The 15,782-nt window shown below is 35.9% G+C and carries 10 protein-coding genes; 3 read left to right on the plus strand and 7 right to left on the minus strand.

Annotation, left to right across the window (positions count from 1 at the left end):
* Positions 1–107: 107 nt before the first annotated feature.
* Entirely contained in the window at positions 108–635 is a 528-nt protein-coding gene (locus CGC49_RS09865) for a YceI family protein (RefSeq protein WP_095912529.1), read from the minus strand.
* Positions 636–871: 236 nt separating this feature from the next.
* Between CGC49_RS09865 and CGC49_RS09870 the strand changes: the two genes are divergently transcribed.
* Entirely contained in the window at positions 872–1,804 is a 933-nt protein-coding gene (locus CGC49_RS09870) for a YeiH family protein (protein ID WP_095894254.1), read from the plus strand.
* 147 nt (positions 1,805–1,951) lie between these two features.
* Here CGC49_RS09870 and CGC49_RS09875 read toward each other — a convergent pair whose 3' ends face one another.
* The 6 genes from CGC49_RS09875 to CGC49_RS09900 form a co-directional block, all read right to left on the minus strand.
* Entirely contained in the window at positions 1,952–3,970 is a 2,019-nt protein-coding gene (locus CGC49_RS09875; RefSeq protein WP_095912530.1) for a pitrilysin family protein, read from the minus strand.
* 71 nt (positions 3,971–4,041) lie between these two features.
* The gene (locus tag CGC49_RS09880; protein ID WP_042009540.1) at positions 4,042–5,316 is read right to left on the minus strand and encodes a pitrilysin family protein; all 1,275 of its coding nucleotides are present in this window, start codon (positions 5,314–5,316) and stop codon (positions 4,042–4,044) included.
* A gap of 393 nt (positions 5,317–5,709) precedes the next feature.
* Positions 5,710–7,506 (minus strand): DUF4091 domain-containing protein, encoded by a 1,797-nt coding sequence (locus tag CGC49_RS09885; RefSeq protein ID WP_095912531.1) that lies wholly within the window; start codon positions 7,504–7,506, stop codon positions 5,710–5,712.
* Positions 7,507–7,590: 84 nt separating this feature from the next.
* The gene (locus CGC49_RS09890) at positions 7,591–9,894 is read right to left on the minus strand and encodes a penicillin-binding protein 1A (RefSeq protein WP_095912532.1); all 2,304 of its coding nucleotides are present in this window, start codon (positions 9,892–9,894) and stop codon (positions 7,591–7,593) included.
* A gap of 111 nt (positions 9,895–10,005) precedes the next feature.
* Positions 10,006–10,494: a gliding motility lipoprotein GldH gene (locus tag CGC49_RS09895; RefSeq protein WP_042009516.1), complete on the minus strand. Its 489-nt coding sequence runs from the start codon at positions 10,492–10,494 to the stop codon at positions 10,006–10,008.
* Positions 10,494–11,951 carry a regulatory iron-sulfur-containing complex subunit RicT gene (locus tag CGC49_RS09900; RefSeq protein ID WP_095912533.1) on the minus strand — a complete coding sequence of 486 codons (1,458 nt, stop codon included), beginning with the start codon at positions 11,949–11,951 and terminating at the stop codon, positions 10,494–10,496. Before CGC49_RS09900 ends, CGC49_RS09895 begins: the two co-directional genes overlap by 1 nt.
* Before the next feature lie 749 nt (positions 11,952–12,700).
* Here CGC49_RS09900 and CGC49_RS11305 point away from each other — a divergent pair.
* Positions 12,701–12,970: a carboxypeptidase-like regulatory domain-containing protein gene (locus CGC49_RS11305; protein ID WP_232745180.1), complete on the plus strand. Its 270-nt coding sequence runs from the start codon at positions 12,701–12,703 to the stop codon at positions 12,968–12,970.
* A gap of 8 nt (positions 12,971–12,978) precedes the next feature.
* Positions 12,979–15,774: a SusC/RagA family TonB-linked outer membrane protein gene (locus CGC49_RS09905; RefSeq protein WP_232745181.1), complete on the plus strand. Its 2,796-nt coding sequence runs from the start codon at positions 12,979–12,981 to the stop codon at positions 15,772–15,774.
* Positions 15,775–15,782: the final 8 nt, after the last annotated feature.

Below are 15,782 nucleotides of genomic sequence, written 5' to 3' on the forward strand. Positions count from 1 at the left end.
AGATAATATAAATTTCATTAGAAATTTTCTGTTGAAACAAAAATCAGAGCTTCTACAATGATTGTAAAAGCCCTGAAGATCAGTTAGTGATTGAGTTTTATTTATTTTTAGTTTTGTTTTGCAAATTGCAATTCTCCTTCGATTCTTACATCGTCGCTTACCAACACACCTCCTGTTTCCAAAGCGGCATTCCAGTTCAGTCCAAAATCCTTTCTGTTGATTCGTCCTCTTACAGAAAATCCTAATTTTTCATTTCCCCAAGGATCCTTGCTAATTCCTCCAAAATCTACTTCTAAATCTATCTCTTTGGTAATACCTTTTATAGTAAGGTTTCCTACCAAAGTGTACTCATCGTCCGATTTTTTGGTAAGAGAAGTTCCTTCGAATTTCATTTCTGGGAAGTTTTCTACATCGAAGAAATCGGCACTACGCAAGTGGTTGTCTCTGTCTTCGTTGTTGGTAAAAATAGAAGTAGTTTTTACCTGTGCATTTACTTTTGAAGTTGCAAAATCTTCGCCAAGAATTTCCACTGAAAAATCTTTGAAACTTCCTTTTACGTTAGAAATCATAAGGTGTTTTACCCTGAAATTCAATTCACTGTGAGCGGTATCTAATGACCATTTTACTGTTGACATATCTTGTTTATTTTTAAATTCGCTGCAAAGGTATGCGGTTTTTTCTACCCTGTCATTGATGTAAGTCAAGAAGTGATTTTTGCTTTTTACGATTGGTTAAAAGAAATTGTACTTAAGGGGTAAATGTAGTCACAACAAATAGTTTCTTCCTCATTTGGTTAATAATAAAAAACTACTGAAATTTGCACCTCAATATCCTTAGTACGTTGATATAGCCGATAAAAAAATATTCATTTATGAAAAATAACACCCTGCGAAAATTCCTTTTCTTGATGCTTGCGGTATTTTCATTATCTCCTTGGGTGTCTTCGCCCATTGCTTTGGCATTAGGAATTGCTTTTGCTTTTACACTGAAAACACCATTTCCACTGCCTAAAATCAATCCGGTTATTCATCGATTGTTAAAGTTTTCCATCATAGGATTAGGTTTTGGATTGCAACTCAATGAAGCACTCAAAGCAGGGCAAAACGGATTTTTGATTACCATTATGAGTATTGGTTTTGTACTGATACTAGGCGGATTGTTGAGTAAAATATTAAAACTCGATAAGATACTCAGCTACCTCATCGGTGTGGGGACGGCCATTTGTGGGGGTAGTGCCATTGCAGCTATTTCGCCCATTATTAAAGCCAATGGCAAGCAAATTTCGGTGGCTTTAGCGGTTATTTTTACGCTCAATTCCATTGCTCTTTTCATTTATCCTCCTGTGGGGCATTTGCTTGGACTGAGTCAGGAACAATTCGGGTTATGGTGTGCCATAGGGATTCACGATACGAGTTCGGTGGTGGGTGCCGCTAATAATTATGGCGAAGAAGCCCTAAAAATCGCTACAACGGTAAAATTAGCCCGAGCCCTTTGGATTATTCCGCTGAGTTTACTGACGATGTGGCTATTCAAGGGCAAAAGTAACCGAATAAAAATTCCTTGGTTTATAGGTGGTTTTGTGTTAGCCATATTGGTAAATACTTACCTTCCTATTCCCGAGGTGATTACAAATACCATTACCCTCACAGCAAAAGCAGGATTGCATCTTACGCTATTTCTTATAGGCAGTACACTCTCTTATGAAACCCTACGAAATGTAGGTGTAAAACCTCTGATTTTTTCCGTTTTACTATGGATAGGCATTAGTCTTTTAGGGCTTTTAATGGTGTATGAAATGATGTGAATATTCTGAGAAAACACGTAATCTACTCCTAAAAGAACTCCCAAATTAAGTTCTAAACCCCATAAAAACATAATAATTCTATGTTTCTATGGGGTATAGCTCTAAAGGTATTATTTTCCTTTCGTTTAACTTATATGTTAACAGCGATTATTTAAAATCAGCATCAGAAACGCCTTCATTTATCTTTACGCCAGAAGTCTTGAATTCAAAAGTCATTCCTGCAGATGAAACCGAAATTGCATATGGAACTTTTACTCCTTTCACTTCACGATAATCATCATAAATAACGATATTTTCAATTTTTTGACCTCCCATTTCAACTGTGGTTTTCTCTCCTACTTTAAGTCCTGAAACTACATCATAGTACAAATTCTTTTTATCTGTCAAAGCGATAACATAGGCATCAGCTCCATTAAATGATTCAATAGCAACTAATTTTATATTGTTATTTTTCAGCATATTAACTTCTGGGAAAACACCTGATTCCATTTGAGCTATTACCACTTCGTCATCTGAAACCGGTATTTTTTGTCCTTGAGCCTCGACCGAAACTGTTTTACCATTAACGATTTGCTTTGACAAGGTCATACCCATTCCTGTGATAAGTTGTAAAAATTTATCAGTACCACTACGTTTGATTTCAAAATCAAGAGCAATTCCCTGCATCTCACCTTTCGCTTGGATAGCAATGGTTTTAACGCTTTGTGTCTTCCCTACAGATTTTAGATAATTTTCCAATACCGTTTTAGCCGTCACACCTGCTGGAATCTCCTTAGTATATACAGCTTTAGCTGTTGGATTACCTAACTTATCGAAGTAGTACACAGGAATTGACTTCCCGTTGAAAGTAATAGCTTCTAATTTGTCTGCAACTTCACTTCCTTTACTTACTACTGTGAAACGTAAATTGTTGTTTTTGAAATATTTATTAGCTACTCGTTTAATATCTTCTTTGGTAACGGCATTAATATTTGCTACATAATTTTTGTAGAAATCAGCAGGTAGGTTTTGCGTTTTGATGTTAATCGCGTATCGAGCTATAGTTTGTGGGTTTTCTGTTGCCATGATGAAGCTACCTAAATAGCTAGCTTTCGCTTGTGCAATAAGATCATCTGCAACTTCTTCATTACGAATGCGTTGTATTTCTTTTAATATTTCAACAATAGCTTTGTCCAATACATCGTTTCCTACTTTAGTAGCACCTTCAAAATCTCCTCTTGTCCATTTATTGGCACCTACAGAAGTACTGGCTCCATAAGTAAATCCGTTTTTCTCACGCAAATTCATATTGATATAGCTTCCGAACCCTCCTCCTAAAATGTAATTAGCAATCAATACAGGAAAATAATCCTTGTCAGATATTTTCAAATCTACTAAATTGTTAAAGCGTATTTCAGATTGCACTGCATTTGGCAGATCTACAAAATTGATTTGGGTAAATTCCACATCCGAAGGAGTAGTAATAGGTTTTGGAGTAGATTTTCCTGGTTTCCATTTTTTGAAATATTTTGTAATCAAGTTCTTAGCTTCTTTGACCTTGATATTTCCTGAAACCACAATGTAGGCATTTGTAGGAACAAAGTGTTCTTTGTAGAAGGCTTTTACATCATCTAAGGTAATGCTGTTGATACTTTCTTCGGTAGAAAACTCCCCATAAGGGTGATTTTTACCATAAACTAACGCTCCTTGTACACGTCCTACGATAGATTCAGCACTATTTTCGCCAAACTTAATTCCTTGGAGTAATTTCGCCTTTTCTTTTTCAAATTCTTCTTGCGTGAAGTTTGGATTCAGAGCTGCATCAGCCATTAACTCTAACACACGTGGAAAATATTTTGACAACGAAGATGCATATCCTCCACCTGCTGATAATGAAATATTTGCTGCCAAAAAGTCTACTTCTTCATTGAAAGCATCTTTCGAAATAGAAGTGGTTCCATTACCCAACAAAGATGAAGTAAGGTCTGCTATTCCCATTTTGTTCCCCTCAAGCACAGGCGGTTGGTCAATACTCAGACTTATACTGACACGCGGTAATTTATTGTTTTCAACCACCAAAAGGGTCATTCCATTTGATAGTTTGTAAGTATATGGAGTCCCTAAATTAATGACAGGAGTTTTTCCCGAAGTGGGTATTTTGGATCTGTCAATTTGAGCTGTTGCCATTGTTATTATTGATGCAAATATTAACGTTATAACAAATTTTATATTCGATTTCATACGTACTCTTTTTTCAATTATTGTTTTGCATTTTCTGGTAAATAGTCAAGATCTAAACGCTGATTAGCACTTAGATATTTTTTAGCCACACGTTGAATATCCTCACGAGTGATAGAACGATAAATATCTATTTGCTTATTAATCAGATTTGTATCTTTGTAGAAAGTGTAAAAATTCGCCAATGACAACGCAATTCCTTCCATGTTAGAATTGGTGCTCACAAAACGATTTTCAATTTGATTTTGTAGTTTTTCAAACTCACGTTGCGAGATAAGACCATTTTGTAATTTTTCAATTTCTTCATCCATTTCTTTTCCAACGGTTTCAAGAGAAATTCCAGCCATTGGCAAAGCCCCCATAATGTAGGTACCGTAATCCTCTTGTGAATCGGAAAAAGCTAATACTTGCAAAGCGCTTTTATTCTCATCTACCATCTTCTTGTAGAGACGAGAACTCTTTCCTCCTGTCAAAATAGAAGAAATAAGGTCTAAAACATACGCATCTTTTTCATTCATACCTGGCGTCCGATAAGCGTATATTTTTATTGGCAACTGAATATTAGGATCATAGTCTGTTACTTTAATTGTTTGATTAATAGGCTCTTCCTCAATTTTTGTGCGTACTATTTTATCACCTGTATTTGGAATAGAAGCAAAATAATCATGAATCCATTTTTTAGTTTGAGTTTTCTCAAAATCTCCCGCAACCACCAAAACAGCATTGTTTGGATTGTAAAATTTCTTTTTGAAGGCGATAAATTCTTCCAATTTTGCAGCATCTAAATGCTCAATTTGCCCGATAACAGACTCTCCATACGGATGTTTTTTAAATAAATGCGGATTGATTCCCGTTCTATACATGATTTTTCCGTAAGGAGCATTATCCAAACGTTGTTTCTTCTCTTCCTTAACCACCGAATTTTGCGTACTCACCCCTATTTCATTTATTACGGGATGTAATAAACGCTCTGATTCCATCCAAAGTCCTAATTCTAAATTGTTTGAAGGGAATATTTCATAGTAATAGGTTTTATCCTGTGTGGTGAAAGCATTGTTTTTTCCACCGTGTGAGGAAACGATATCGAACCATTTTCCTCGCTCAATATTCTCTGTTCCTTCAAACAAAAGGTGTTCAAAAAAATGGGCGAACCCTGTACGAGAACGATCCTCATCTTTCGCTCCTACGTGATACATCACCCCCACAGCCACCACAGGTGCTGAATTATCCTGATGTAAAATGACGTGCAATCCATTGGGCAGGTCATATTCTTCAAAGGCAACTTGTTGTGCCATAGCAAAACTTCCTGAAAGCATCATTGCTGTTACAAATAATTTGTTTTTCATATATGATAAAAGTAAAAATTTCTATGAATATTTAAGAATACGTGTTAAAAAATATATTTACTAACAAATCTTTCCTGTTAGTATCAGAATATTTCATTTTGTTACAAAATAATTTGTAAAATGATTACTAGTATGGTTAAGACTTTAAATTTGTTGGTAATATATCTCCGTTTCAAGCCTTAAATTGATATTAAAATCAGATGTAAAGATTTGTATCTTAGTTTTTTATGCCTTAAATTTTAAGTATACGATATTTTTACATTATAAAATTCGATGGATTTGCTCCACAATCGTATCTAATTTGAGTATATTACAGCTCCTAAAAAACAGATAAACAAGAATTTACAATGAATTTATAATATATTTTGCTTTGCTGACTGTTTCTTTAGCAGGGATTTTCGGGATACCATATTCATCAAAGGTCTGTAAGACTTCTTCTATTTTTTCCAACGCCTGAATGTTTCCCGATTTCTTAAATTCTTCACGGAGAATACGAACTTTTTCATAATTTTGGATACCTTCAATCATTCGTTCCATACGGATAGAACTTCGACCTAAGGGATAAGTTAAATAGGTGTCGCCTGCCGCCCAACTTACAAAACGACTATCAAGAAGGGGTTCAATTGTCCAACTATTCAATGCCCAGCGTAGGTATCCATCTAAGTTTTCTTTGGCTACAAACCAACCTAACCACTCACTTTCAGCAGGTTCACTGAACGTAAAAGTGTTTGGGTAAGGTTCAGTACAACATGTATAATAAGTAGAAATTTTACCTTGCTCTCTACGCTTGTTTTTTACATCGTCGGAGAATTTTTTCCATAGAGCTACACAATAGTCATCCAAATCGGCTTCAATTTCCTCATGCCAATCACCAGCAAAAGATACTTTAAAATTAGGATCAGCTTGTTTAATAACTTTCAGGGTTTCTAACATCACTTTCATAGGACGCTCATCCATAGAAATATACGTTTTTTCAAACCATCCCTTACCTTTTAAGTGTTTCGCAAAGGCGGTGAGCATAGCTCCCCAAACCTCGTTGTATTCAGGTTTTCCTGGTTGTGTTTCAATTTTTTGCACTTGGTTAGTAGCTTGATCAAAATACTGAAAAGACAACTTCCAAGGAACCATCGAATAGCAATTGATTTGTTTGGTTATTCCCATTTCGTGCATAAATTCGACCCATTTGTCGAACACCGCAAAATCAAAATGCCAAGAGCCATCTAGCTTTTTAAACCACGTAACCATGGAACCGAAAGCGTCGTAAGTTTGTCCTCCCCATGGCTTATGCATGATTGATGCTGTGATTGATTTCCCTCCCGCTTCCACATAGGGTTGCATCTCTATTCGCAATTTATCGAAATGCTCCTTACTCCATGGTCTTAGATTGTGATAACGAGATACTGCATACGGATTTTGCCACAAATCTAAATGAAAGTGCCAGTCTTTTGAGGCAGGTAAAACTCGGTCTAATACTTTTATTTCCAACGAAAGTTTTTGGAATACTTTTCCTTTGTTTTTCACCGAAATAAATCCTTTGTAGCTTCCTGAGACTACATTTTGAGGCACTTGTACTTTTACCCAAATTCCTCGAGAGGTTTGTGCAGGGATGACCAATTTTTTAGCGTAGTGATCAATTGCATCTGCTACAAGAGTAGAATCAAAGTTAATTGCGGTACGATAACCACAGCCTCCTTTGCCATCCTTATTGAGTTCGTCCGTCATCACATAACGAATAAAATCAGCTGAAATATGTTCTTTTTTAAGGTTATTTTTAAGTTTCGTATGCCTAAAATCACTGATGTCAACTGAAATTTCAGCATCTTTGTTGGCATTAACTACTACAATTTGTCCGGAAATACGCTCTCCTTTCCAAGCGGTTAAAGTTTGAGCCAATTTTAAGTCCTTAGCTGGAGTTTCTTTTTTATAGCGGACATCCGTAGAACCCCAACCTGCAGTTGTTCCCTTGAAGTTTTTCCACTCCTGAGGGTTGGCTTTCACAGGATTTGGCAATTCTATAAAAGTTTCTTTCGGAAAAGGAACTTGTCCTGTAAGCTGTTTGGAGTGAGTAATACCTTGATTTTCTTGAGCTTTCATCGAAAGTATAAGAAATAACCACAGAAGAAAATAACATTTTTTCATCACCTTAAATAGTATGTTTAGATGTCCACAAAGATATAATTTTTCGCTGAATTTTCATAGTAATTTAAGGCTACTAAAAATACACTAAAAATCGATGTCTCCGAAGTCGTCTTTATCATTTTCCAAAGCTTCCACTTTTTTACAATCCATTGGAATTTCAATATTTTGTGGTGCAGGGAACGGTGATTTAGACACATTCAAATCTTTGTCAGCATAGCATTTTTTCATGTAATTTCCCCAAATAGGCAACGCCATAGTTGCTCCTTGCCCATAGGTAATTCCTTTGAAGTGGACGGCTCGGTCTTCACCTCCAACCCAAACACCCGTGACCAAATTTGGCACCATGCCCATAAACCAACCATCACTGTTGTTTTGCGTAGTTCCTGTTTTCCCTGCTATTGGATTGGTAAAAGCATACGGATAGCCCGTAATTACGTTTTTATACATACTGTTATAAGAATCCGCTCCTTTGGTTCTCAATCTGGCACCTGAACCATACTGTGTAACTCCTTCCATAAGGTTAACAACAGCTCTGGCTACTTCGGCACTCACCACATCGCGTGTTTGAGGCGTATTTTCAAAAAGTACGGTTCCGTTTTTATCCTCAATACGCGTTACCAATGTGGGTTTCACATATACTCCTTCATTTGCAAAAGTTCCATAAGCTCCAACCATTTCATAAACCGTAATATCTGCTGTCCCTAATGCGATGGACGGCATCTCAGGAATTTCTGCTGAAATTCCCAATTCACGAGCCAAATTAATCACAGGAACTGGCCCAACTTTATCCATCAAGTTCACCGTAATGGAGTTAATTGAGTTTGCTAAGGCATACTTCAAAGTCATCATGTCACCTGAAAATTTTCCGTTAGAGTTTCGTGGGCACCAAGCAGTCAAGTTTTGATATTTCCCTGCTTCAATACATGTCTGAATATCAGGAAGTTCATGACAAGGTGAATAGTGTAACTGGTCAATGGCGGTTGCGTACACAAAGGGCTTGAAAGTAGATCCTGTTTGTCGAGCACCTTGAATCACTTGGTCGTATTGAAAATGTTTATAATTGATTCCTCCTACCCATGCTTTGATATGCCCAGTTTGAGGCTCCATTGACATCATTCCCGTTCGCAAAAAAGCTTTATAATACAAAATCGAATCTAAAGGTGTCATAATCGTATCTCGTTCACCTTGCCATGAGAAAACACGCATTTCGGTTTTTTCTTTGAACGATTGCTCTATTTCTTTTTCGGAATAGCCCAAAGATTTCATCTTTCTCCAACGCTCCGATTGTTTCATAGCTCTATTAATCAAGGAATTAAATTCATCTTTTGATACTTCTACAAACGGAAAGGTTTTGTTTTTCTTTGGATTGTTTTCAGCATCGAATACTTTTTGCAGTCGTTGCATGTGCTCTTCTACCGCCAATTCAGCATAGGTCTGCATTTTTGAATCAATGGTGGTGTAAACTTTCAAACCGTCCAAATAAAGATTATGTTTCGTTCCATCAGGTTTGGGATTTTGGTCTATCCATGTTTTCATAAATGAGCGTAAATACTCACGAAAGTAAGTTGCTATTCCTTCGTTATGACTTTCTGGAGTAAAGCGTAATTCCAAAGGCAATTTTTGCAATGAATCTTTTTCTTTCTGAGTGATATAATTATTTTTTGCCATTTGTGCCAAGACTACATTACGTCGGTTAGTAACCCCTACAGGATTTCGTACAGGATTGTAGAGCGATGAATTTTTGAACATTCCTACCAATACAGCACTCTCCTCTAAGCTCAGTTCCATAGGTTCTTTATCAAAGAAAATACGTGCTGCCGAACGTATTCCATCTGCTTGATATCCAAAGTCATATATATTAAAATACATTGTGAGAATCTCTTCCTTGGTATATTGTGTTTCCAAGCGAGTAGAAATTATCCACTCTTTGATTTTTTGGGTATATCGCTCCAAACCACGAGCCTTCGTACCGTGAAATAACTGTTTTGCAAGTTGTTGCGTGATTGTTGACGCTCCTCCTTTACTTCCGAGATAAGCAAAGGCACGAAGAGTTCCTCGCACATCAATTCCTGAATGGTCATAAAAACGCTCGTCTTCCGTAGCTATCAGAGCATCAACCAAATGTTTTGGCAAATCCTTATATCTTACAGGAGTTCGATTGTCATCCAAATAGAATTTTCCTAATGTTTTTCCGTCAGCGGTAACAATCTCTGTTGCCAAGTTTGTTTCTGGATTTTCCAATCGTTTGAAATCAGGCATCTCTCCTAAAAAACCCCATGAGCCAAAAGCAAAAAGTAGACACACAAACCCAATGCTTCCGAAAAATACCAACCAAAACAGTTTAACTAACTTGTTTTTACTTCCTTCTTTCGTTGTATTCTTTTTCATTATGTATTTTTGTAATATCTTGATAATTATATTTTTAAATAATAAATTCGAACATCAAATAAACTTTTTTCATTCCTTTTAAGCTAATATCAAAATTTATCTAACAGTAGATTATCTTTCCTGAATATTTTCTATTTGCAATCCGACTTCGGTAATACCATTGAGCTGTTCCAAACCGTCTGTTTCTCCTATTTTTCGCATGGCTTGTTCTACCTTTATAGTATATGTTCCATTGGCTGAAAACACAAAGTTTTCTTTATACCACAACTTATTTTCCTTTACAGATGAATATCCATAACCTAACCATTTCCCTTCTGGGGTTGCCATTTCGTATTCCAAAGTGTCTATAATGAGCCTTCTGTCAGGCAATTCCATGTGAGTAATAAGAAATAAATTACTAAACTCATACTTTTCATTATTTCTCAGCATAATGAATATGTTTTTTTTAGCAATAGAATCGGAGTGTTGAAATTGAAACGACACAGGCGATGCCTTTTGCCAACCTTCTCCATCTGAAAGTGAAACATATTCGCTATATTCGATGTTTGACTGACAGCTACTCCACATCAGGACGGCCAAAAATAGGGTTAAAAATCTCATTATTTATTATTATCGGTGCTATTCTTATTAAAATGGTTCGATTTTCGTTTTGCATTTGGATTTTTTTCCTTCAAATGCTTTGGATTTTTTGAGTTTTTCTGATTTGCGATATTATTCTTCTGTTTGTCCTTCTCGTTTTCAATAGGAATATTGTGTTTTTGAGATTGGGGCTGTGTCTTTTTAATTTTTACCTGTTGATTTGGTTTTCGCTGCTCATTTTTATGTTGAACATTTGCATCTACCTGTTTTTCAGGAATCTCTACTTTACTTTCTGTTTTTCCTGTTTCATTACCATTTTGGTTCCCTGCCTTGTTATTCTTGGAACGCTTGTCATTTTTCTTTTTCTTGCGTTTGGGTTTGTCGAATCGAGTAAGACTATCCTCGGTATTTTCCTTGATCATTGTCATTCCAATTCCAGAACCTATTCCATCTGCTTCGGCTGTGATGGCATAATCTTCTAATACGACATCTTTGTCACCTGCACCATTCTTGGCAATAATTTCTTTGACACTTTCTACCGACAATTTATGCCAATTTATAGGGTCTTCGTCATAAGAATACCACATCAAACGTTTGAAAATGTCTATTTTTTGACAACTTGCTTTCCCTTTTTCCGTATGTAATTTAGTTTCTGTACGAGGGAAATCCTGCAGAGCATCCACGTAGGAATCCAGCTCAAAATTGAGACAGCATTTCAACTTTCCACACTGTCCTGCTAATTTCTGTGGATTCAGTGAAAGTTGCTGATAACGAGCCGCTGAAGTGGTTACAGTTCTAAAATCAGTGAGCCATGTTGAGCAACACAGTTCACGCCCACATGAACCGATCCCTCCTAATCGAGCCGCTTCCTGACGGAAACCTATTTGTCGCATTTCAATGCGTACCGAAAAGGCTCGTGCCATATCCTTAATCAATTGACGGAAATCGACTCGACCTTCAGCTGTATAATAAAACGTAGCCTTAGAACCATCTCCTTGGAATTCTACATCTGAAATTTTCATTTCCAATCCTAAAGCAATTGCTAATTCCCGCGAGCGTTTTTGCACTTCAATCTCTTTATCCCGAGATTCTTGCCAAATATCAATATCTCGCTGATTTGCTTTTCGGTAGACTTTAGGAATTCCTTCTCCATTCCAATCGATTTTTCGCTTTTTCATTTGCAAACGAACCAATTCACCTGTGAGGGTAACCACTCCTACGTCATGTCCTGAACTGGCTTCCGTAGCAACTACATCACCTATTTGTAACGATAATTTCTCTGTATTTTTAAAGTATTCCTTACGGCTATTCTTAAAGCGGACTTCTACGCAGTCAAAAAAATCTTGTCCCCCTGGTAAGCGCACATTTGATAGCCAATCAAAGACAGCTAATTTTCCGCTATTGCAACCTCCAGAACTACATCCTCCACTGCATCCACCACCTTTTTTATTTTTTGTTGTGCAACTATTGCAACTCATTCTTTGTTATTTATTATATTGAAAAACAAGGTTTTGAATAGATATTGTTAGAAAATAACCTTGTCCGATTAGTATTTGTCTTTTAGTCATTTGCTATTTTATACGAATAGCTTCAATTTGCAAAAATACATTTTTTATTTTTACGTACTATAAAATATAACGGATTTTTTTCTAACAGAATTTCTTTCCTAACATGAAGAAGGCAAAATAAATACGGTTTAATTGATAATTACATCAACTTGTGAATTGTTAACAAAAAATAAAGTAAAGATTATAGGTCTTCTGTTTGAAATGTAAAACTCATAATATCAATAATTTATATCTTATAATTATGAGATAAACTATTCAGATTGGATTGTTTTTTTATTTTACAGAGAATATAACCAAGAAAAGAAATATCATTGCTGTAATTAAATAAGCATGTCACAAGGCTGTCGAAAAGGTTTGTTTTGGGCAAAACATTAAAAATAAAATGTTTATTTTCAAGGTGTTAAGTTTTGTAAAATTACTAAAACTTGACTTTTCGGACAGCCTCGTGTTCTTAAACATAAGTTAAATGACCAGGTGCTATAATTTATAGGAGGTTATATACTTAGTATTTGAATATTACTGTTGTATTTTTTCGAAGTATAATCAAATGAAGCTCTTTTATTTAAGAATATATTCACAAAAAAATAGAACTTTTTTTGTGAAAAAAGAAAAAAAAGGTGTACCTTTACACCTCAATTTAATAATTAATCAAACAGCTTATGAAATTTAAAATTTTAACATTGTTCACGTTTGTGTTCAGTTGGTGTTTAACACTTTCTGCACAGACGGTGTCAGTAAAAGGAACGGTTACTGACGAGAGTAAAGTGCCACTACCAGGCGTAAGTGTGTTGATCAAAAACACTACTCGTGGAGTAGCTACTGATTTTGATGGCAAGTACGAAATCAAAGCAAATCAAGGAGATGTGCTTGTTTTCAGTTACTTAGGTTTTGTAACACAAGAAAAAATTGTAGGGGGGGTAATTCGCTGATAATCAACGTGTTACTAACTGAAGAGGCTCAACAATTAGAAGATGTAGTAGTTGTTGGGTATGGAACTTCAACAAAAAGAGCTATGGTTTCTTCTGTTTCCTCTGTAAAAACGGAAACTTTGAAAGAAATCCCTGTGTCTAACATCACGCAAGGACTTGCGGGTCGTTCTCCAGGTTTGGTAGTCAAAGGAAGCGCAGGTCTTGATAATCGTAGTCAAATTACGATACGTGGAGGTGGTACGCCTCTGGTTGTAATTGACGGTGTCATTCGTAGTTATGACGATTTTGTAAACATTCTTCCCGAAGATATTGCTTCTATTTCGATCTTAAAAGATGCTTCTGCAACAGCAGTCTATGGAGCTCGTGCTGCTAACGGTATTCTTCAAATAACTACCCTTAGAGGTCAAAAAGGTCAGACAACTATTCAGTATGCACATTCTTTGTCTATTTTCCAACCTTCATTTATTCCATCTCGATTAGATGCTTATGCTTGGGCTACACAACACAACATAGCAAATAAAAATGACGGTAAACCAATTGTTTATACTGATGATAAACTTCAAAAAATACTTGACGGAAGTGATCAATTAAACTATCCGAATGTAGATTGGCGTAAATTAGTATTAAAGGACTTTGCACAACAATACCGTCATAACTTGAGTGTATCGGGAGGAAGAGAAGGAAATGAGTTTTTAGCTTCATTGGGATATGTTACTAAGGGTTCCTACTACAGAAGTGGACGACATACATTTGATTTGATGAATTTCCGATTAAATCAAAATTTTATCGTTAGCGAGGATATAGGATTGAAAGGATTTGCTTCCGTTGATGGATATTTTAAAGAAAATGAACATCCTCATACTTCCACAGCTTCTAATTATTACGCTGTTTTTAGCCACACTTTAGTAAATCATAATCCACTTACACCCGCTTTAAATAAATATGGGCTTCCATATGCTAATACAACCGACAACCCAGTTGCTGAAACTTCGTCCTCAGCGGGATATTCTACTCAAAAATATAAGCAGATTAATGGAATGGCGGGACTTGAATGGGCTTTTCCTTGGGTAAAAGGGTTGAAAGCACGTACTAACTTTAACTATCGTTATTTCAATACAGATGATAGACAGTGGAGAAAAGATGGTGATGTGTACGATTGGGATTCTACCAAACCAGCAAGTGTATCAAAACCTCAATTATATCAATCAATGGCGTATAATTATTCGTATACCTCACAAAATTTTTTAGAGTACGCTCGTAACTTGAATGAACATTCATTACACTTGTTAGGAGGATATGAAGCTTCTTATACTTTTAACAGAAATGTTTTTCATAAACGTATCAACTATAGTTTCCCTATTGATCAATTTGGTGCTGGCCCTAAAGAAGATATGGATGGAAATGGTAGTGACTGGGAATCAGGAAGAGCTGGTTTTATAGGTCAATTGAAATACAACTACAACAATCGTTATTTTGTAGAGGGTAGTATTCGGCACGATGCTTCTGATTTATTTCCTAAAGACAAACGCTGGGGAACTTTCTTCTCTGGTTCAGCAGGTTGGATAGTTTCTGATGAGTTTTTTATGAAATCTCTTAAAGAAAAGCACATTTTTGATTTATTAAAATTGAGAGTCTCTTATGGAGAAGTAGGTTTAGATAGTGGAGTTGGACGATTCTCTTACCTATCTTCTTACAACTTAGACCCACAGGCTTATGTTGTTGATGGTAAATTTATTCAAGGTTTTTCAGAAGGGGACATTCCTTCACCTGATATTACTTGGTTTACAACTAAGCAATTAGATTTTGGTTTTGATTTTGAGTCATTCAATAACAGATTGTTCGGTTCTTTTGACTATTTCTTTTACAAAACTACAGGATATTTAACAGCACCTGATCCAAATATTGTGGGATATACAGCCCCGTTAGGTAAATCTTTACCAAGAATTTCTTCAAATAAAGAACACAGAAGGGAAGGTTTTGAAGTACAATTAGGTTGGAAAGGAGCACTAGGAGAACTCAAATATCAGGTTTCAGCCAATGCAACTTTCTTTGAGTCGTTATTCGCTACCAATCCTGATGAAGCTCTAGAAAATCGTAAGAATCCGTACTTGAGAACTACCCAACAAATAGGATACTATGGTATAGGACTTCAATCTGAAGGCTTTTTTACAGATGCACAAGATGTATATTCCAGTCCTAAACACATAGGTTCTCATAATCTTACAGCAGGAGACCTAAAATATCAGGATTTTAATGGAGACGGTAAAATTGACAATTCGGATCGTATTCGTATTGGGAAAAATAATTTCCCTCGTGCTAATTATGGGCTTAATCTAGGAATTAGTTATAAAGCATTGTCATTCAATATGCTATTACAAGGGGCTACTCGATTTGATATGTATATGGGAGGAGTGTTTTTAGGGCAAAATCCTAGTGCAGGAACTACTCCTATCTATGAGTTTCAGTTAGATTATTGGAGACCTGATAATACATCGGCTCGTTTTCCACGCTTAGTTTCAAGTAATTCAGTGAACGGAAATAACAATACTCATGGAAGTGACTTTTTCTTAATAAACGGAGCATACTTGCGTTTGAAAGATTTCTCTGTTTCATACGATTTGAAAAAATATATTTTGAAAGACTATAAATGGTTAAGTGCAATGAAGTTAACACTTAGTGGTCAGAATATATTCACTATTTCCGAAGCTACTAAATATGGAATGGACCCTGAAATAACAAATACAGAGTTTTACGGATATCCTAACGAACGTATGTTCTCTTTTGGTGTAAATGTTGGATTTTAAACAAATTA

It is taken from the genome of Capnocytophaga sp. H4358 (genome assembly GCF_002302515.1).
Classification (GTDB): domain Bacteria; phylum Bacteroidota; class Bacteroidia; order Flavobacteriales; family Flavobacteriaceae; genus Capnocytophaga; species Capnocytophaga canis.

Excerpts from the sequence above, each read along its gene's own strand:
- CGC49_RS09865 (WP_095912529.1), bottom strand. The coding sequence starts at position 635 with ATGTCAACAGTAAAATGGTCATTAGATACCGCTCACAGTGAATTGAAT.
- CGC49_RS09870 (WP_095894254.1), top strand. The coding sequence starts at position 872 with ATGAAAAATAACACCCTGCGAAAATTCCTTTTCTTGATGCTTGCGGTA.
- CGC49_RS09875 (WP_095912530.1), bottom strand. The coding sequence starts at position 3,970 with ATGGCAACAGCTCAAATTGACAGATCCAAAATACCCACTTCGGGAAAA.
- CGC49_RS09880 (WP_042009540.1), bottom strand. The coding sequence starts at position 5,316 with ATGGCACAACAAGTTGCCTTTGAAGAATATGACCTGCCCAATGGATTG.
- CGC49_RS09885 (WP_095912531.1), bottom strand. The coding sequence starts at position 7,506 with ATGAAAAAATGTTATTTTCTTCTGTGGTTATTTCTTATACTTTCGATG.
- CGC49_RS09890 (WP_095912532.1), bottom strand. The coding sequence starts at position 9,894 with ATGAAAAAGAATACAACGAAAGAAGGAAGTAAAAACAAGTTAGTTAAA.
- CGC49_RS09895 (WP_042009516.1), bottom strand. The coding sequence starts at position 10,494 with ATGAGATTTTTAACCCTATTTTTGGCCGTCCTGATGTGGAGTAGCTGT.
- CGC49_RS09900 (WP_095912533.1), bottom strand. The coding sequence starts at position 11,951 with ATGAGTTGCAATAGTTGCACAACAAAAAATAAAAAAGGTGGTGGATGC.
- CGC49_RS11305 (WP_232745180.1), top strand. The coding sequence starts at position 12,701 with ATGAAATTTAAAATTTTAACATTGTTCACGTTTGTGTTCAGTTGGTGT.